The sequence below is a fragment of the Streptomyces sp. NPDC041784 genome (assembly GCF_055591025.1).
Genome location: NZ_JBVJAB010000003.1, coordinates 529170 through 547209, shown reverse-complemented (window position 1 = coordinate 547209; position 18040 = coordinate 529170). Strand labels below are relative to the sequence as shown.

The 18040-nt window shown below is 73.0% G+C and carries 19 protein-coding genes; 9 read left to right on the top strand and 10 right to left on the bottom strand.

The features are described from left to right. Window position 1: 1 nt before the first annotated feature. The 5 genes from ACZ6D7_RS09110 to ACZ6D7_RS09090 all read left to right on the top strand — a co-directional run bounded on the left by ACZ6D7_RS09110 (window position 2) and on the right by ACZ6D7_RS09090 (window position 4600). Window positions 2-898 carry an alpha/beta fold hydrolase gene (locus ACZ6D7_RS09110; RefSeq protein ID WP_469485783.1) on the top strand — a complete coding sequence of 299 codons (897 nt, stop codon included), beginning with the start codon at window positions 2-4 and terminating at the stop codon, window positions 896-898. Next, entirely contained in the window at window positions 895-2067 is a 1173-nt protein-coding gene (locus ACZ6D7_RS09105; protein WP_469485780.1) for a glycosyltransferase, read from the top strand. The genes ACZ6D7_RS09110 and ACZ6D7_RS09105 overlap by 4 nt, the downstream gene beginning before the upstream one ends. Beyond that, a complete protein-coding gene (locus ACZ6D7_RS09100) occupies window positions 2064-3131 on the top strand; it encodes a class I SAM-dependent methyltransferase (RefSeq protein ID WP_469485777.1) in 1068 nt (355 codons plus the stop codon). Before ACZ6D7_RS09105 ends, ACZ6D7_RS09100 begins: the two co-directional genes overlap by 4 nt. 123 nt (window positions 3132-3254) lie before the next feature. Next, window positions 3255-4199 (top strand): alpha/beta hydrolase fold domain-containing protein, encoded by a 945-nt coding sequence (locus ACZ6D7_RS09095; protein WP_469485775.1) that lies wholly within the window; start codon window positions 3255-3257, stop codon window positions 4197-4199. A gap of 209 nt (window positions 4200-4408) precedes the next feature. Then, a complete protein-coding gene (locus tag ACZ6D7_RS09090) occupies window positions 4409-4600 on the top strand; it encodes a hypothetical protein (protein ID WP_469485773.1) in 192 nt (63 codons plus the stop codon). A gap of 40 nt (window positions 4601-4640) precedes the next feature. On the opposite strand, the gene ACZ6D7_RS09085 is transcribed toward ACZ6D7_RS09090, so the two are convergent. The 7 genes from ACZ6D7_RS09085 to ACZ6D7_RS09055 all read right to left on the bottom strand — a co-directional run bounded on the left by ACZ6D7_RS09085 (window position 4641) and on the right by ACZ6D7_RS09055 (window position 11442). After that, the gene (locus ACZ6D7_RS09085) at window positions 4641-5429 is read right to left on the bottom strand and encodes an alpha/beta fold hydrolase (protein ID WP_469485771.1); all 789 of its coding nucleotides are present in this window, start codon (window positions 5427-5429) and stop codon (window positions 4641-4643) included. Between the two features lie 181 nt (window positions 5430-5610). After that, window positions 5611-6936: an MFS transporter gene (locus ACZ6D7_RS09080; RefSeq protein ID WP_469485769.1), complete on the bottom strand. Its 1326-nt coding sequence runs from the start codon at window positions 6934-6936 to the stop codon at window positions 5611-5613. Between the two features lie 200 nt (window positions 6937-7136). Further along, window positions 7137-8087: a catechol 2,3-dioxygenase gene (locus ACZ6D7_RS09075; RefSeq protein WP_469485767.1), complete on the bottom strand. Its 951-nt coding sequence runs from the start codon at window positions 8085-8087 to the stop codon at window positions 7137-7139. Next, window positions 8084-9196 carry a 4-oxalomesaconate tautomerase gene (locus ACZ6D7_RS09070; RefSeq protein WP_469485765.1) on the bottom strand — a complete coding sequence of 371 codons (1113 nt, stop codon included), beginning with the start codon at window positions 9194-9196 and terminating at the stop codon, window positions 8084-8086. The genes ACZ6D7_RS09075 and ACZ6D7_RS09070 overlap by 4 nt, the downstream gene beginning before the upstream one ends. Beyond that, window positions 9193-9897: a 4-carboxy-4-hydroxy-2-oxoadipate aldolase/oxaloacetate decarboxylase gene (locus ACZ6D7_RS09065; RefSeq protein WP_469485763.1), complete on the bottom strand. Its 705-nt coding sequence runs from the start codon at window positions 9895-9897 to the stop codon at window positions 9193-9195. Before ACZ6D7_RS09065 ends, ACZ6D7_RS09070 begins: the two co-directional genes overlap by 4 nt. Further along, on the bottom strand, window positions 9894-10742 hold the full coding sequence (locus ACZ6D7_RS09060; RefSeq protein ID WP_469485761.1) for a PIG-L deacetylase family protein: 849 nt from the start codon (window positions 10740-10742) through the stop codon (window positions 9894-9896). Before ACZ6D7_RS09060 ends, ACZ6D7_RS09065 begins: the two co-directional genes overlap by 4 nt. Before the next feature lie 49 nt (window positions 10743-10791). Further along, the gene (locus tag ACZ6D7_RS09055; protein ID WP_469485759.1) at window positions 10792-11442 is read right to left on the bottom strand and encodes a GntR family transcriptional regulator; all 651 of its coding nucleotides are present in this window, start codon (window positions 11440-11442) and stop codon (window positions 10792-10794) included. A gap of 209 nt (window positions 11443-11651) precedes the next feature. On the opposite strand from ACZ6D7_RS09055, the gene ACZ6D7_RS09050 reads away from it, so the two are divergent. Then, a complete protein-coding gene (locus tag ACZ6D7_RS09050; protein WP_469485757.1) occupies window positions 11652-11996 on the top strand; it encodes a cupin domain-containing protein in 345 nt (114 codons plus the stop codon). 28 nt (window positions 11997-12024) lie between these two features. Here ACZ6D7_RS09050 and ACZ6D7_RS09045 read toward each other — a convergent pair whose 3' ends face one another. After that, complete coding sequence (locus ACZ6D7_RS09045) at window positions 12025-13059, bottom strand: LacI family DNA-binding transcriptional regulator (RefSeq protein ID WP_469485754.1); 1035 nt, start codon at window positions 13057-13059, stop codon at window positions 12025-12027. 115 nt (window positions 13060-13174) lie between these two features. On the opposite strand from ACZ6D7_RS09045, the gene ACZ6D7_RS09040 reads away from it, so the two are divergent. From ACZ6D7_RS09040 to ACZ6D7_RS09030, 3 genes are all read left to right on the top strand, one after another. After that, complete coding sequence (locus ACZ6D7_RS09040; RefSeq protein ID WP_469485751.1) at window positions 13175-14341, top strand: phytanoyl-CoA dioxygenase family protein; 1167 nt, start codon at window positions 13175-13177, stop codon at window positions 14339-14341. Window positions 14342-14356: 15 nt separating this feature from the next. Continuing rightward, window positions 14357-15133, top strand: a complete 777-nt coding sequence (locus tag ACZ6D7_RS09035) for an SDR family oxidoreductase (RefSeq protein ID WP_469485748.1) — start codon at window positions 14357-14359, stop codon at window positions 15131-15133. An 80-nt stretch (window positions 15134-15213) separates the two neighbouring features. Next, window positions 15214-16218, top strand: coding sequence for a Gfo/Idh/MocA family protein (locus tag ACZ6D7_RS09030; RefSeq protein ID WP_469485745.1), 1005 nt, complete (start codon window positions 15214-15216; stop codon window positions 16216-16218). A 151-nt stretch (window positions 16219-16369) separates the two neighbouring features. Here ACZ6D7_RS09030 and ACZ6D7_RS09025 read toward each other — a convergent pair whose 3' ends face one another. Together ACZ6D7_RS09025 and ACZ6D7_RS09020 are read right to left on the bottom strand one after the other, a co-directional pair. Beyond that, window positions 16370-16543, bottom strand: coding sequence for a hypothetical protein (locus tag ACZ6D7_RS09025; protein WP_469485742.1), 174 nt, complete (start codon window positions 16541-16543; stop codon window positions 16370-16372). A 60-nt stretch (window positions 16544-16603) separates the two neighbouring features. Then, window positions 16604-17848, bottom strand: coding sequence for a serine hydrolase domain-containing protein (locus ACZ6D7_RS09020; protein WP_469485739.1), 1245 nt, complete (start codon window positions 17846-17848; stop codon window positions 16604-16606). Between the last annotated feature and the right edge of the window lie 192 nt (window positions 17849-18040).

Sequence of the window (18040 nt, the reverse complement as noted above, 5' to 3'; positions counted from 1 at the left end):
CATGGCGATGGTCGACACCGGCGCCGTCCGGTTGCACGTTCAGCGGACCGGTCCCCGGGAGGGCCGGAAGGCCACCGCCACCGTCGTCCTGGTGCACGGTCTGCTCACCGACAGCCTGGCCAGCTACTACTTCACCGTGGCCCCCGCGTTCGCGGCGGCCGGCCTCGACGTCGTGATGTACGACCTGCGCGGCCACGGCCGCAGCGAGCGGCCCGCCGACGGCTACACCCTGGACCACAACGTCGACGACCTGGAGGCGCTGCTGGACCGGCTGGCGGTGACCGGCCCGGTGCACCTGGTCGGCAACTCGTACGGCGGCACGATCGCGTTCGGCTACGCGGCCCGCCACCCCGAGCGCGCCGCGAGCGTCACCCTCATCGAGTCCGAACCGGCCACCCCCGCCTGGGCGGTGAAGCTGGAGCGCATCCTGGGCTGGGTGGTGGCCCAGCTCGCGGACAACGAGCCCGAGGCCATCGCCTGGGTCACGGCCAACCGGGGCCGGCACACCGCCCGGCTGGCCAAGGGCGCGGCCCGGCTCGTCCGGGAGACCACGCTGAGCCAGGACATCCCGGCCAGCCGGGTCCTGACGGAGGATCGGATCAGGGCGGTGTCCTGCCCGGTGCTGGCGCTGTACGGCGGCGACTCCGACCTGGCCGAGCAGGCACCCTGGCTCGAGGCGGTGCTGCCGGACTGCCGGACGGTGATCGTGCCCGGCCATGAGCACTCGGTCCTGGTGGAGGCCTCGGGGACGGTGGGCGGGCACATCCTGTCCCTGGTCGACAAGACAACGGCCCATGAGACCCCGGCTCATGAGACGCCGGCCGAGGAGACGCCGGCCGAGGAGACGCCGGCCGAGGAGACGCCGGCCGGGAGGACGCTTCGGGTGGCGGCCCGGTGAGCCGGTTCCTGTTCGTCGTACCGCCGCTGGTCGGGCACATCAACCCGACCGTGGGCGTGGCCGCCGAACTCACCGCGCGCGGGCACCGGGTGGCGTGGGCGTGCCCGGATCCGGCGCTGGTCACGCGGCTCGCGGGGGCCGGGGCCGAGGTGTTCGGGTGCGCCGGTGCCCCGCCGGGCGAGCGGCCCGCCGAGCTGCGCGGTCCGGAGGCGCTGAAGTTCCTCTGGGAGTGGTACCTGCTGCCGCTGGCCGAGGCGATGGCGCCCGGGGTGCGGGCGGCCGCCGAGGAGTTCCGGCCGGACGTGGTGGTCGCCGACCAGCAGGCCTTCGCGGGGGCGTTCACCGCCGAGCGGCTGGGCCTGCCGTGGGCGACCTCGGCCACCACGTCGGCGGAGTTCACCGACCCGCTGGCGGGGCTGCCCAAGGTGCGGGAGTGGCTGGCGGGGCGGCTGGCCGGGCTGCGGGCCGCCCTCGGGGATCCGGCGGGCGACGCCGACCCGCGCTTCTCCCCGCATCTGGTCCTCGCCTTCAGCACGCCGGAGCTGGCGGGCGCGGCCCCGGGCGCCGTCCGCTGGGTCGGCCCCTCGGTCGCGGCCCGCCCTGCCCCGTCCGGCTTCCCGTGGGAACGGCTCGACGCCGGCCGGTCCACCGTGCTGGTCACCCTCGGCACCGCCAACACCGACGTCGGCGGCCGCTTCCTCGACGCGTGCCGGAGCATGCTGCGCGAACGGGCCGACCGGGTGCAGTCGGTGGTCGTCGACCCGGGTGGCACGCTCGGCCCGGGCCACCCGGACGGCGCCGACAAGGACGTGCTGGTCGTGCCGTCCGTGCCCCAACTCGCCCTGCTGGAAAGGGGCGTCGCCGCGGTCGTCTGCCATGCCGGGCACAACACGGTGTGCGAGGCGCTGTGGCACGGCGTTCCGCTGGTGGTGGCGCCGATCCGGGACGACCAGCCGGTCGTGGCCGGGCAGGTCGTGGACGCGGGGGCCGGGGTGCGGGTGCGCTTCGGCCGGGTCACGGAGCAGAGGCTGGGCGCCGCCGTCGACGCCGTCCTGGACGATCCCGCGTACCGGGCCGCGGCGGCGAGGATCCGCACGGCGTTCCGTGCCGCGGGCGGCGCGCCCGCCGCGGCGACCCATCTCGCAGACCTGGCGAAGGAGTTCGGATGAGCGACGAGCGAGGGCCGGCCGAGCGGATCGCCGCGCTGCGCCCCGCCTACCAGGCCGACCTCGAGGCGGGCCCGGACCGGTTCTTCGAGCCGCGCCGCACCAGCTGCCCGTGGTGCGGCGGCGCGGACCTCACCACACGGCTGCGCACCACCGACCTGCTCCAGCACAAGCCGGGCCGCTTCGTGCTGGACCGCTGCGCCGGCTGCGGGCACACCTTCCAGAATCCGCGACTGAGCCCGGAGGGGCTGGAGTTCTACTACCGGGACTTCTACGACGGGCTGGGCGAGAAGAAGCTCGGCGACACCTTCGGCGCGCGCACCGGCATGTATCGGGGGCGGGCCGAATCGATGCTGGCGCACGATCCGGAGCCGAAGACCTGGCTGGACGTCGGCACCGGGCACGGTCACTTCTGCGCGGCCGCCCGGGAGGTGCTGCCGGGCACGGCGTTCGACGGGCTCGACTTCACCGACGGGGTCGAACTCGCCGAGCGCGAGGGCCGGGTGGAGCGCGGCTATCGGGGCGCCTTCCCCGATCTGGCGCCCGACCTGGCCGCCCGCTACGACGTGGTGAGCATGTTCCACTACCTGGAGCACAGCACCGACCCCGACCGCGAGCTGCGGGCCGCGCGGGAGGCGGTGCGGCCCGGCGGGCACCTGCTCATCGAGGTACCGGACCCCGAGAGCCGCTACGCCCGGCTGCTGGGCCGCTGGTGGCTGCCCTGGCTCCAGCCGCAGCACCTGCACTTCGTGCCGGTGGCCAATCTGCGCGGGCGCCTGACCGAGCTGGGCTTCACCGTGGTCGCGGAGCAGCACGCCGAGGCGCACGACCCGGTGGACCTGCTGGCCGCCGTATGGCTGGCGCTGGACCACGTGGCCCCGCGCGAGGACGCGCCGTGGCTGCCCGGGCGGCCGAACGCGCTGCGCCGGGCGCTGCGGGTCGCGGTGCTGGTCGCCGGCATCCCGGCCCTGGTCGCAGGCACCCTGCTGGACCGGCTCGCGGTGCGGCCGCTGTCGCACCGGCTGGGGGTGTCCAACGCGTACCGGATCGTGGCGCGGCGGGACTGACGTCCACGGCGGGCCGGTGCGGCCCGACGGGTGCGCGGGCGGGGTCCCCCGTGCTAGCTTCGGGCGCATTCCATCAACAGGAATCCTGATGGTCGACGGCTCGGTTCGAGAACGGATCCCCCCATGTCCATCCTGGCCAGACCGGCGGTGGCCACCCGCGCCGCCAGGACGATGCAGGGCCTCACCAGGCTGGCGAGCCGCCGCTCCGGCGGCCCCGGCTCCACCACTGCCTGGCAGGCCCGCTTCCCCGAGTACCCGCGCGACGCGCACGAGTCGACGGTCCCTACGTCCGTCGCCCCGGCCCCGGTCACGGTGTACGTGCCGCCGGCCGGCACGGCGACCCGGCCGCCCGTCCACGTGAACTTCCACGGCGGCGGCTATGTCATGTCGATGCCGGTGATGGACGACGCGCTGTGCCGGTTCCTCGCCGTGGAGGCGGGGGTGGCCGTGGTCAACGTGCAGTACGTCGTCGCCCCGCAGCACCCGTTCCCGGCGCCGCCCACCCAGGCGTACGAGGTGGTGCGCTGGGTCGCCGGGCACGGCGCGGAGCACGGCTGGGACGGCGCGCGGCTCACCGTCGGCGGGCAGAGCGCGGGCGGCGGACTCGCCGCGGCGGTGGCCCGGCAGGCCCTGGAGCGGGGCGGGCCGGCGATCGCGCTCCAGGTGCTGCACTACCCGCCGCTGGACCTGGCGACCGGCGCGAAGGAGAAGAAGGCCGCCGTCGCCAAGCCCCTGCTGCGGCCCTGGATGGCGGCGGTCTTCGACACCTCGTACCTCCCGGACCCGCGGGAGCGCGGCAACCCCCTGGTCTCGCCCGCGCACCCCTCGGACACCGCCGATCTGCGGGGCATCGCACCGGCCCTGGTGATCACGGCCGAGCACGACCTGCTGCGGGCCGAGGCGGTCCGCTACGCCGAGCGGCTGGCCACGGCCGGTGCCCTCGTCGAGCACCACGACGTGACCGGCGCCGACCACGGCTACGACGCCAAGGACGACGACCGGGCCCGCGCCACGTACGCCCTCATCGCCCGCCACGTACGACGGGCGACGGCGCTCGCCCCCTCCTGAGAGCCCCCCGACCCCCGTGTCCCGCCGGCCCCCGGAGCAGCCGGCAGCCGCCGTCCCCTGTTCGGCGGCTGCCGGCCCGGCGCCTACCCGGCCGTCGCCGGCAGCGCGCGCCCCCGCCCGAGCCGCTCGGCGCGTTCGGCCAGCTCGCGCCAGACCTTCGGGGCCAACGGCACCCCCTTCTCCGCGCGCCCGGCGGCCACCGCGGCGCGGTGACGAAGCTGGAGCGGTTCGACACCACGTACATCCCCTCGCCGATCCCCCATCTGTTCCGCAACATCGGCGATGTCCCGCTGCGCATCCTGTGGGTGTACTCCTCGGGCCACGTCACGCGGACGTTCACCGAGACCGGCGAGACGGTGGAACACCTGTCGGCGCAGGACCAGATGGGCTCGGACGACTGAGCACCCCTCGGGGCGCGCCCCCCGCGCCGCCCGGGCGGATTCAGCGCACCGCCGCCGTGGCCGCCTCCGCGACCACCCCGGCCACGGCCGCGGGCTGGTCGACCAGGACCGCGTGGCCGGCGTCGGGCACCGTGACCAGACGGATCTGCGGACAGCCCTCCAGGCCCCGGCGTTCCCCGTCGGTCAGGCCGACCTCGTCGTGGTCGCCGCGCACCACCCAGGCCGGGACACCGGCCTCGCACAGCCGGGGGACCAGGGACGGATACCGGTCCAGATACGCGTAGTAGCCCTGCACGATCCGGCGGCAGGCCGCCGGGTCGTTGCCGCTCATCGCCGCCGCCAGCGCCTGGGCGCGCTCCGGCGGCAGTCCGCGTCTCATCGCCCGGGGCAGCAGCCCGAGCATGCCGGCCCAGACCGCGATACCGAGCCCCGGCACCCGGCCCACGGCGTTCAGCGCGGCCAGGGACCGCATCTCGTCGCCGCGCGAGAAGGCCGGCGACAGCAGCACCAGCGGGCCGGTGAACAGGCCCGCCGCCGCCATCTCGATCGCCACGTTCGCGCCCAGGCTGTGGCCCACGACCACATCGCAGCCGGTCTCGCCCGCGAAGTCCGCCATCAGCCGGGCGTAGGCCTCCATGGACACGTCCTCGGGCTCCTCGGTCCCCCCGAACCCCGGCAGCGTCGCCGCGACCAGCCCCAGCCCCGCCACCGCCGGATCGGCCATCACGTCCGCGTAGAACTCGGTCGTGCACAGCCCGCCCGGAATCATCAGCACCCGCCGCGACGCACTCTCCGGCCCCGCCCGACGAACCTCCCAGCGTTCACCCATACGACGAGCGTGACCTGTGACGGCGGCTGCCGCACCCCGAACGGAGAAGTCCCCGTCCAGCACGGAAAGCCACCGCGCAAGCCCCCGCGGAACCCGCCGCGGAAGCCCCGGCGAACGCGGGGGACGCCGGCCCCGCACCCCGTGCGGTGGCCGGCGTCGGGCCCTGTCCCCCGGTGGCCGGTCAGTGGGCGCCGACCAGCTCCTGGTCGGCGGTCCGCGGCGTCCGCTTCGCGCCGCGCAGGGCGGCGATGCCGATGAAGACCATGGAGGAGACACCGGCGAGCGCGAAGGCGGTGAAGCCCCACTCACCGTTGCCCGCGGCGAGCAGCTGGCCGCCGAGCCACGGGCCGAAGACGGCGCCGAAGCGGCCCATGCCGGAGGTCCAGCCGACCGCGGTGGCGCGGTTGTCGGGGGCGGAACGGATCGACACGGTCGCGTAGATCATCGTCTGGGCGCTGTTGAGGAAGACACCGGTGAGGAAGACGACGACCATCGTGACGCCGGTCGGCATGTGCACGCTGAGCAGATACACGCCGACCGCGGTCAGCGCGAACCAGACCGCCGAGATGCGCGGGGCGCCGAACCGGTCGGCGGCGCGCCCGGCGACCAGCATGCCCACGATGCCGCCGAGGTTGAAGACGACGACGAAGGTCAGCGCGTTGGCGAGCGCGTAGCCCTCGGCCCGCATCAGGGTCGGCAGCCAGGTGGCGACGCCGTAGACGAGGAGCAGTCCGCCGAAGGAGGCGAACCAGTACAGCAGGGTCTGGATCCACTCGCCACCGCGGAAGAGGCCGACCAGGGCGTCCCAGCGGTCGGCGGCGGTCTTCCTGCCGGACTTCGCCTCGGGCAGTTCGACCTCGTAGCGGGCGGCGAGCGCGGCGGCCTCCTCGGTGCGGCCCTTGGCGACGAGGAAGCTCAGCGACTCGGGGAGGAACTTGGCGAGCACGGGGGCGAACAGCAGCGGCAGCACGCAGACCCAGAACGCCGCGCGCCAGCCGACCGGGTCGATCAGCCACTTGGCGACGTAGGCGGAGAGGATGCCGCCGGCGTGGTGGGCGGTCATCAGCAGGCCGATGGTGAGGGCGGCGCGGCCGCGCGGGGCGTAGTCGGAGACCATGCTGATCGCGGTGGGCAGCAGACCGCCGAGGCCGACGCCCGCGAGGGTGCGGCCGAGGCCGAAGACGGCGACGCTGTCGGCGATCGCGCAGACGCCGGAGGCCAGCGAGAACAGCACCACGCAGCCGACCATCAGCTTCTTGCGACCGATCCGGTCGGCGACGGTGCCGGCGGTGAGCGCGCCGATCAGCATGCCGAAGGTGGCGTAGCTGCCGAGGTCGCCTGCGGTGTCCGGGGTGAGGCCGAAGGTCTTGGTCTCCAGCAGGTGCGGCAGGACCGAGCCGTAGATGAACATGTCGAGGCCGTCGAAGAGGACGGCCAGCCAGCACAGGCCGACGACCAGCAGGGCCAGTCTGCTGCCGCGGGCGGACAGCGCGGGGGAGGAGGACATCGTTGTTTTCCTCTCGTCCAGGAGGCGTTCCCTGGAGGGGGGCGGTGGTGCGGGCCGACGCGGCTCGTGGGGTGCGGCTGACCCGGTGGTGCGCAAGACGCCAAGGATCAGGGAGCAGAGGCATCAACGTTTTTGTCAACAATCTCATCGACAATCCGATCCCTGGGTGCCTCGCACACCGGGAAGGGCCTCAGGCGGGCCTAGGCGACGGGCGGGGTCCCGTGCGTGTGGAACGACTCGATGGTCTTCAGACCCCAGGCCTGCCCCTTCTTGCGCTCCTCCTCGGTCCAGGTGACGAGCGGCCAGTCGGGGGCCAGGACGAGGCGCGTGAGCGGGTTGCACAGCTCGATGCGGTTGCCGCCGGGCTCGTAGACGTACAGGAAGAACGTCTGCTGGATGGCGTGCTTGTGCGGCCCCGTCTCGATGAACACGCCCGTGTCGATCGCCAGGTCGGCCGCCCGCAGGATGTCCTCACGGGTGTCGGTGGCGAAGGCGATGTGGTGCAGCCGCCCGGCCGAGCCGGTCCAGTCCGAGGTGTAGACGACGTCGTACGACTTGTTCGTGTACGTCAGCCAGCGCGCCGCGATCTTCCCGCTGTCCAGCCGGATCTGCTCGGTGGGCCGGGCGCCGAGGACGTTCTGCTGGAACTCGGCGTTGGCGAGGACGTCGGCGGCGAGGAAGTTGATGTGGTCCAGGCGCCGCACGCCCACCCCGCGGTTGGGCTTGGCCTGCGGCTGGTTCTTCAGCGCCGGCCGCAGCTCCTCGGGGGCCCGGTAGTACTCGCTCTCCCAGTACAGGGCGTGCTCGTGGCCGTCCGGGTCGGTGGTGACGTAGACCTTGCCGAGGCCGGGTTCGTCCTCCACCCAGCCGCCGGTGCCGTCCGCCGCCTCGACGGCCTCGACCCGGCGGTGCAGCGCCTCCTCGCTGGAGGTGCGCAGGGCGAGCCGGCCGAGGCCGGGCCGGTCGCGGGCGGTGAGCACCAGGCTGTGGTGCTCGTAGTCGTCGAAGGTCCGCAGATAGACGGTGTCGCCGTCCTGCCCGTTGACGGTGAGCCCCAGGTAGTCCGTGAAGAAGGCGACGCTGGCGTCCAGGTCCGGGGTGAAGAGCTGGGCGTGGCCGATGTGGGCGATGTCGCCGAGCGGCGGAGTCATCGTCGACCTCCAAGGGGTTGCGGGGGAATCGGCGCCGTCTCGGCGGCCCGGGGGAACACGGTGCCGTCGAAGATCTTGCGGGCCGTGCGGACCACGGCGGTACGGCGGGCCGAGGGCAGGCCGTCGGGGGTGCACCCGAGGCTGCTTTCGATGTCCAGGAATCCGGTGGGATGTTCTATGCGAATCCGGTCACTGCCGGCCTCCAGCGTGGCGATCTCCGCCCCCACGCCGCCGTCGATGCGCAGTCCGGCGGCCACACTGGCCGCGCCGAGCACGCCGATCGAGGTGTGCGCGCGCACGGGGATGAAGGTGCGGGTGGTGACCGCGCCGCCGCTCCGGGGCGGGGCGAGCAGGGTGAGCTTGGGGACGGTGGTGTCGGAGACGTCGCCCAGCCCCATCAGCCGTCCCGCCGCCAGCCGGATCACGCGCAGCCGGTCGGCGAGCGTCACGTCCTCCTCCAGGTCGCGCGGCGACTCGTAGCCGGTGGCCCGGAGCGAGGCGGCCGCCATCAGGACCGTCGGCATGCCGTTGTCCACGCAGGTCACCGGCACGCCGTCGATCACGTCCCGGACACTGCCGGTGGGCAGCAGCGGGCCGGTGCCCGGCGGGAACTCGATCACCACGGGTGCGGCCGTCCCCGGCACGCCCGAGATCTCGGCGTCCCCGGTGTAACGCACCCGGCCGCCGGGGGTGGGGAAGGTCGCCGTCGCGTGGTCACCGGTGTTGACCATGCGGATGCGGACGGAGGTCTCCTCCTCCCCCGCCGTCACCAGCCCGCGCTCCACGGCGAACGGGCCGACACCGGCGAGGATGTTGCCGCAGTTCTGACGGGCACTCACCTCCGCCCGGTCCACGGCGACTTGAAGGAAGAGATAGTCGACGTCGGCGCGCGGGTCGGCGGAGCGGGAGACGACCGCGACCTTGCTGGTGAGCGGGTGGGCGCCGCCCAGGCCGTCGATCTGACGCTCGTCCGGGCTGCCCATGATCCGCAGCAACAGCGCGTCGCGCGGCCCGGGCCGGGCGGGCAGGTCGTCGGCGAGGAAGTAGGCGCCCTTGGAGGTGCCGCCCCGCATCAGCAGGCAGGGCACCTCCTCGGACCCGGAGGTCACGACGACTCCCCCGCGTACTCCTCGTACGTCCGGTACTCCACGCCCAGCGCCTTCAGCGTCTCCCGCAACCCGTAGCGGTCCAGGCCGAGTTCGCCGTCCAGGAAGGCGGCGCGGGAGCGGGCCTCCTTGGCCTCGCGGGCCTCGGACGCCTCCACCGTGGCGCGGGCGCGCTCACGCGGGACGACCACGACGCCGTCGTCGTCGGCGAGGATCACGTCACCGGGGCGGATCACCTGCCCGTCGATCGCGACCGGTACGTTGACCGAGCCACCGGTGGCCTTCACCGTGCCCTGCGCGCAGACCGCCCGCGACCAGGCCGGGAAGTCCATCTCGCGCAGCTCCTGGGTGTCCCGGATGCCCGCGTTGATGACCAGCCCGCGCACCCCGCGCCGGCGCAACGCGGTCGCGAACAGCTCGCCGAACAGGCCGTCGGTGGACGGAGAGGTGGTGGTGACCACCAGGACATCGCCCTCGCCGCACTGCTCCACGGCCGCGTGGATCATGAGGTTGTCGCCCGGCCAGCCGAGCACGGTGACGGCGGTACCGGCCATCCGCACCCCCTGCTGGATCGGACGGATCCCGGTGCCCAGCAGGCCCGTCCGGCCCATCGCCTCGCTCACCGTGGCCACGCCGAAGCCGGCCAGCGCGTCGACGTCCTTGAGTCCCGCCTTCGGCGGATTCGTGACGATCACGCCGCTCACGCCAGCTCCTTCGCGATCTGCGGGTAGGGGCGCATGAACGCCTCGGCCATGGTCTTGTGCGCCAGGCCCAGGTTGGGGCCGGCGTTGCGCTTGAGCTGGACGCCCCGGCGGACGGCGAGGTCCGTGTAGTAGTCCCACAGGTGCTGCTGGGCGCCCAGGCACTCCATGGCCTTGCGCTTGGTCTCCCAGACCTCGGTGATGTCGAGCAGGACCTCGGGCCTGAAGCCGCTCATCTCGGGCTGGTGGGGCTCGAAGTAGAAGACCGGCGGCGCGCCGATGATCTCGCCCTCGCCCGGGTAGCCGATGGCCTGCGCGAGCACGCGGGCCTCCAGCGCCATACGGTTGGCGGCCGGATGGTCGCCGTTGTACGGGTCCTCGGTGGGGTGGGTGAGAACGACGTCCGGCTGGGTCTCGCGGTACACGGCGACGAGCCGGTCGGTCAGCTCGGCGGAGGCGACCAGCGGATAGTCGCCGGCGTCGAAGAAGCGGACCTCGGCGCCCAGGGTGGCGGCGGCGCGCTCGGCCTCGTCCCGGCGTATCGCCTTGATCTCGTCGAGATTCCTGCCCTCGCGCCAGGCCTTGGCGGACTCGCCGCGCTCACCGAAGGTGAGGCAGGCGATGGTGACCTTCTCCCCGCGGGAGGCGGCCAGGGCGATGGCACCGCCCGCCCGCCAGACGAAGTCCCCGGCGTGCGCGGTGACGACGAGGGTCGATCGGGGTGAGGGGGGTCCTCCCGCACGGGCGCCGTCGCGCGTGGCGGAGGCGGGGGGCGGGGAGGCGGGGGGCGGGGAGGCGGGGGGCGGGGAGGCGGGTGGCGGGGAGGCGGGCGCGTTGGCCTCGGTCATTCTCACATCTCCTTGAAGACAGGTGGGCGCCCGCCTCACACGACCGTGATCAGTCGCGCAGCGCCTCGATCACGCTGGTGAGGTGGGCGCGGACGGCCGTCTCGGCCGCCTGCGGGTCCCTGGCCCGGATCGCTTCGATCATGGTCAGGTGCTCGTTCAGGGATTGCTGCGGACGCCCCGGCCTCAGCGCCAACTGGAAGCGGTGACGCACCAGTTGGGCGTTGAGCCGCTCCAGCAGCTCCTGCGCGGTCCGCTGGCCGGAGAACTCCCGGATGCGGGTGTGCAGTTCGTGGTTGAGGTCGGAGTAGGTGACCGGCTCGCCGTCGGCGACCGCCTTGCTCATCGCCGTGCCGAGGTCGGCCAGTTGGACCAGTTGCTCGTCGCTGGCCGCGACGGCCGCCTTCGAGGCGCACAGTCCTTCGAGGACCATGCGGCACTCGGTGATGGCGACCGCCTCGTCCACGGTCACCACCCGCACCCGTGAACCACGGTTGCGGATCCGCTCGACGAGCCCCTGGGACTCCAGATCGATGAGTGCCGCGCGGATGCTGGCCCGCGTCACACCGAACTGCTCGGCGAGCTCGTTCTCCACCAGCCGCTGCGCCGGTGCCATCTCGCCGTGCAGGATCGCCTGCCGCAGCTGCGCGAGCGCATGCCGCTTGGCCTGCTCCCCGGTGCTCGGACGGGCTTCTTTCGGCATGGTTGCCCTCCCTGAGTGAGTGCCTGTCGAACGTAAATCTAGTCAAACAAGATTGTCAACAATTTTGTCCGCCGTATCAGGCGCGCATGAGCCGCCTGTGTCCGGCGCGCGGGCGACGGCGGTCACCCGACGAGGTGTCCTCCCACCTGGGTGTTTACGCCACACAGTGTCGACACCGCAGGACCGCGGGCGCTCGCTAGGGTCGCTCCATGACCCACAGCTTCGCTCTGCACATCCCCGACGCCGACCTCGAACCCGACCCCCTCGACCCGGCGCAGATCGTCTCCGGCACGCCCGAGGTGACCGGCAAGGTGGTGTGGGAGTCGGAGGACGGCCGGCAGCTCCGGGGGATCTGGCAGATCACCCCGGGCGTCGTCACCGACACGGAGGCGGACGAGCTGTTCGTCGTGATCAGCGGCTCCGCGACCATCGAGGTCGAGGACGGCCCCACGCTCACGGTCGGCCCCGGCGACCTGGCGGTGCTGCGCGCGGGCGACCGCACGACGTGGACGGTCCACGAGACCCTGCGCAAGGCCTACGCGATCACCCTGTGAACCCGGGGGCCACCGCGCCCCCGGCGGGTCAGGCGCCCGCCACCTGCGGCGGCATGTTGTACGGCGTCACCACCTGGATCGCCGACGGCAGCGTGGGCCCGGCGGGCGGCAGCGCCCCGTGGGCCCGCATCACGGTGTGGCAGGCCTCGCGCATGTCGTGCCGCAGATCGTGGTGGAGGACCACGGACAGCCGGTGCTCGCGCAGCAGCCGGGTGTTGTCGTGGTCGAGGTCGTGCGCGACGAACACCGCGCATGCGCGGCCCGCGTCGGCGAAGGCGCGCAAGGTGGCGATGTTGCCGCCGCCGATCGAGTACACCGCGCGGATCTCCGGGTCACGCTCCAGGGCCGCCCGGACCAGGTCGTACTGGGTGGCGTCCAGGCCCTGGCCCTCGGCGATCTCGACCAGCGCGCGCTCGGGATGGCGGGCCCGCATCGCGCTGCGGAAGCCCATCTCGCGCTCCTCCTCGTTGCGGAAGAAGCCGCTGGACAGGCTCGTCAGCACATTGCCGGAGCGCTCCCCCAGCAGCTGGCCCATGAGGTAGGCGGCGGTGGCGCCCGCGGCCCGGTTGTCGATGCCGACATAGGCGAGGCGGGCGCTGGCGGGCAGGTCGGTGACCAGGGTGACGACCGGGATCCCGGCGGCCACCAGCCGCCCGACGGCCGCGGTGACCTCGGGGACGTCCGGCGCCTTGAGGATCACGCCCTGCGAACCGCGCCGGGCGATCCGGTCCAGCGACGCGACCAGTTCCCCGACGGGCCCGGTCTCCCGGAAGTGGAAGCGGGAGCGCAGCACGGCCGGGTGCAGGGACGGCAGTTCGGCCTCCAGCGCGGCGCGTACGGCGGTGGTGAACCGCTCCGGGGCCTGCATCACGATGTCGACCATGAAGGTGCGGCCGACGAGCCGGACCTGGGTGCGCTGCCGGTCGAGGTCGGCGATGGCCCGCTCCACCTCCTGCGCGGTGGACTCGCGCACCCCTCCTCTGCCATTGAGGACCCGGTCCACGGTGGCCTCGCTGAGGCCCGCCTGACGTGCGATCTCGCGGATCGGGAAGGGATGGCCCACGGAAGGCTCCTCGCCTGTTCTTGAGGGTTTTTTGATGGCCGCCTGCTGGTTGTTCGACGGGTTTGTACTGACAACAATGACAGCACCGAGCCGCCGCTGTCATGAAGGGACGACGATGTCCTTCACCTCCGTCCACGGTCGCACCTGGCTGACCGAGCAGGACTGCGACCTCGATGCCTTCCGAGCCCTCGTCGAGCGCACCACCGACCTCGCCGACTACCCCCGTGCCTCGTCCGTCGAGGGCGATGTCCTCGTCTACGACAGCGAGCGCCTGCGCGCCGCCGCCGGGAGCCGCGAGGTGCGCGCCGAACTGGTGCGGGCCCTCGCCGACGGTCCCGGGATCGTGGTCTTCCGGGGCGCCTTCCCCGACGCGTCGGTGGTCGACCGGGTGACCGACGTCTTCGACGCGCTGATCGCCGAGCAGCACGCCTCGGGCACCACGGCCGGCGACCACTTCGCGCGGCCGGGTGCCAACGACCGGGTCTGGAACGCCCTGGAGAAGGCGGCCCTGCACGACCCGGAGGCCTTCACGGACTACTACGCCAACGAGGTCCTCGCCCTGGTCTCCCGCGCCTGGCTGGGCCCCGGCTACCAGGTCACCTCCCAGGTCAACGTGGTCAACCCGGGCGGCGCGGCGCAGAGCGTGCACCGCGACTACCACCTCGGGTTCCTCTCCGCCGAGACGGCCGCGGCCTACCCGGCGCACGTCCACCGCCTCTCCCCCGTGCTCACCCTCCAGGGCGCGGTCGCCCACTGCGACATGCCCGTGGAGTCCGGGCCCACGCTGTACCTGCCGTTCTCGCAGACGTTCGAGCCCGGCTATCTGGCGTGGCGGCTGCCGGAGTTCCAGGAGTATTTCGCGGAGCACCACGTCCAGCTGCCGCTGGCCAAGGGCGACGCCGCCTTCTTCAACCCGGCCGTCTTCCACGCCGCCGGCACCAACCGCACCACCGACGTGCGGCGGACGGCCAACCTGCTCCAGGTGTCGTCGGCCTTCGGGCGCGCCATGGAGAGCGTGGACCGGGAGGCCGTGGCGAACGCCGTCTTCCCCGTGCTGCTGAGGCGCCGGGCCCAGGGCGTGGGCGAGGAGTGGCTGGAGCGGGTCGTCGCCGCGAGCGCCGAGGGCTACCCCTTCCCGACCAATCTCGACAGCGACCCGCCGATCGAGGGTCTGGCTCCGCCCGCGCAGGCGGACGTCGTCCGGCGGGCGCTGCGCGAGGAGTGGACCCCGCAGGCACTCAGGGACGAACTGCGGGCCGGCGCCGAGCGGCGCACCAGCTGAAAGGACCTTCCTTCCATGGGACTTCTCGACGACAAGGTCGTCCTCGTCAACGGCGGCAGCCAGGGGGTGGGCGCCGCGATCGCGCGGGCCGCGGTCCGCGAGGGGGCGGCCGTCGCCGTCACCGGGCGGCGCCCGGAGCCGGGTGAGGCGCTGGTGGCGGAGCTGACCGCCGCGGGCGGCAAGGCGCTCTTCGTCCGGGCCGACCTGGCCGACGCCAAGCAGGCGAAGGCGTCGGTGGCCGAGGTGGTGGCCGCGTACGGCCGGGTCGACTGCCTGGTCAACTCGGCGGGGCTCACCTCCCGGGGCACGCTCCTGGACACCACTCCCGAGCTGTTCGACCAGCACATCGCGATCAACCTCAAGGCGCCGTTCTTCGCGATGCAGGCGGCGGTCGCGGACATGGTGGCCCGTAAGGAGCCGGGCACGGTCGTCAACATCATCACGTCCTCGGCGCACGGCGGGCAGCCGTTCCTCGCGCCGTACGTGGCCGCCAAGGCGGGGCTGATCGGGCTGACCCGCAACGCGGCGCACGCCCACCGCTTCGACCGGGTCCGGATCAACGGCCTGAACATCGGCTGGACGGCGACCGAGGGCGAGGACGCGACGCAGAAGGCGTTCCACGGCGCCGGCGACGACTGGCGTGAGCAGGCGGCGGCGCGGCTGCCGATGGGCAAGCTGGGCCAACCGGACGAGATCGCCGACTTCGTGGTGTTCCTGCTCTCCGAGCGGTCCGGGGTGGTCACCGGTTCGGTGATCGACTGGGACCAGAACGTGCTCGGCGGCCTCGACTAGACCTCCCCTCCCCTCCCCTCCCCTCCCCTCCCCGTCTCCGGAAGATCCGTCCCCGCACCACCTCAAGGAGCTGCACCCTCATGCGTATCGGAATCCTCGGCCTCGGCCGTATCGGCGCCTTCCACGCCGAGACCCTCTCCGGACTCGACGCCGTCGAGTCGCTCGTCGTGGCCGATCCGTTCGCGGAGGCCGCCAAGACCGCCGCCGAGCGGTTCGGCGCCGAGGTCGCCGACTCCCCGGAGGCCGTGCTGGCCGCGGGCGTGGACGGTGTGGTGGTGGCCGCCGCGACCGACGCCCACCCAGGCCTGATCCTCGCCGCCGTCGAGGCCGGGATCCCGGTCTTCTGCGAGAAGCCGGTCGCCAGGACGATGGCCGAGGGCGTCGAGGTCCTCAAGGCCGTCCGGGGCAGCGACGTGCCGATCCAGATCGGCTACAACCGCCGCTTCGACGCCGGTTTCGTCGCCGCGCGGGCCTCCGTGCGATCGGGCGAGCTGGGCAAGCTGCACACGGTCCGCTCGACCACCCTGGACCCGGCGCCGCCGCCGGCCGCGTACATCGCCGCCTCCGGCGGTATCTTCCGCGACTGTTCGGTGCACGACTTCGACATCATCCGCTGGGTGACGGGCCGTGAGGTCACCGAGGTGTACGCGGTCGGCGGCAACCGGGGCGCCGACTACATCAAGGAGGCGGGCGACGCCGACACCACCGGCGCGATCCTCACCCTGGACGACGGCACGATCGCGGTGGTCTCCAACTCCCGTCACAACGCCCGGGGTTACGACGTCCGCATGGAGATCCACGGCTTTGAGGACTCCATCGCCGTGGGCCTGGAGGACAAGCTCCCGCTGCGTTCCGTCGAGCCCGGCGTGACCTTCCCGGCCGGCACCCCGCACGACTTCTTCATGGACCGCTTCACCGCGGCCTACCGCGCCGAACTCACCGCGTTCACCGAGGTGGTGGCGGGCACCCGGACCTCGCCCTGCACGATCGAGGACGCCCTGGAGGCGGGCTGGATCGCGGAGGCCTGCACGCTGTCGCTGCACGAGCACCGGCCGGTGACGATCGCGGAGGTACGGGCCTCCTGACGGAGCACGGAGGTACGGGCCTCCTGCGAAAGTGCCAAGGTGCGGGCCTCCCGACCGAGCGCGAAGGTGCGGGCCTCTGACGGAGCCCGCACCCGGCACGCACCCCCGTGTGCCGAACCCTCTGTGAGCGTGGCCCCCGACGGGGCCGCGCTCACAGCCCGTAGCGGACCATCCACTCGTCCGGGTTGTAGGCGTCCCGCGCCGGGTCGCGCGGGACCGCCGGCCGCTCCTCCACCGTGTCCTGCGGGCGGACCCGCTCGGGCAGCGCCCCGAACCGGGCCTTGCGCCGGGCCTCCACCGTGTCGAGCTGCTCTTCCTCGCCCATCTCACCCTCCCCGCTCACATCACGTCATCGTCCGCACACCCTGCACCCTCTACAACGTCCTCATCGCGCCGCCGGTTCCGCCGGCAGGTCGAAGACGTGGTCCGGGGAGATGATCCTCGTGATGGCGTCGCCGAACAGGGTGCTGGGCTCCTGGTTCCGGTAGTTGATGTCGGTGTTGAGCACCACGACGAGCGTCGCCTGCGCCTCGGGCAGATAGATGGTCAGGGACTCGTAGCCGGGCAGCGAGCCGTTGTGCCCGATCCAGCCCTGCACGTCGAAGATGCCGAGGCCGTACCCGGCGCCCGGGATCGGCGTCGGCGGGGTGATCAGCCGCTGGCGCTGGGTGGCGGCGCTGATCATACGGTCCCCGTCGGGCAGGATGCCCGTGGCCACCGTGCGCGCCCACACCCGCAGATCCTCCAGCTGGGAGATCATCGCGCCGGCCGCCCAGCCCCAGGAGGGGTTCCAGTCGGCCGAGTCCTCGACCTCTCCGCTCGCGGTCTGGTCGGTGTAGCCCTGGGAGTGCGGGGTGGGGAACTCGCTGCCGGTCGGGAAGAGGGTGTGCGCCAGGCCGGCCGGGTCCAGGATGTTGTCCTGGATGTAGTCGTTCAGGTCCTGCCCGCTGATCTGCTCGACGACCAGACCGAGCAGGATCAGGTTGGTGTTGCAGTAGAAGAACTGCTCGCCGGGCGGGAAGAGCACCGGGTGCCTGAAGGAGTAGTCGAGCAGCTGCTGCGGGGTGAACGGCCGGTCCGGGTTCGACGTCAGCGCCTTGAAGAAGTCCTCGTCCTGCGAGTAGTTGAACAGGCCGCTGCGCATGCCGGCCAGCTGACGCAGGGTGATCTCGTCGCCGTTGGGCACCCCGTCGATGTACTCGCCGATGGTGTCGTCGAGGCCGATCTTCCCCTCGTCGACGAGCTGGAGGAGCGCGGTGACGGTGAACGTCTTGGTCTCGCTGCCGATGCGCATGTAGAGGTCCGGATCCATCGCGGCGCCGGTGCTCTTGTCGCGGACGCCGAAGGACTTGACGTACTCGCCCTTGTCGGGGGTCCAGATGCCGACGGTGACGCCGGGGACGTTCGCCTGCTTCATGACGCGCCGGACGGCCGCGTCGACCTGGCGCTCGACCTCGGGCGTGAGTGCGCGCACCTCGTCCCCGGAGGGGGCGGGCGCGGCCGCCGCGACGGCGGAGGCGGCCCGGTCGGGCAGCGCCACGGCCGTCCAGCCCGCGGCCGGTACCAGGAGCGCCCCCACCGCGGTGGCGACGACGGCTCCCCTGCTCAGTCGGACGTACGGGTGTGTCATGGGCTTGCTCCCGCGTGAGGAGGTTTGCGCCGCAGGCCACAGCCGCACCAGGGGGCACAGGCCGCGTGCGGCCCATCCACCCCAGGATAGAAGCGGGGGGGGGGGGGAGGGGGGGGGGGGGGGGGGGGGGGGGGGGGGGGGTGGTGGGGGGAGGGGGGGGGGGGGGAGAGACAGAACCAGTCCGGGCGCGGG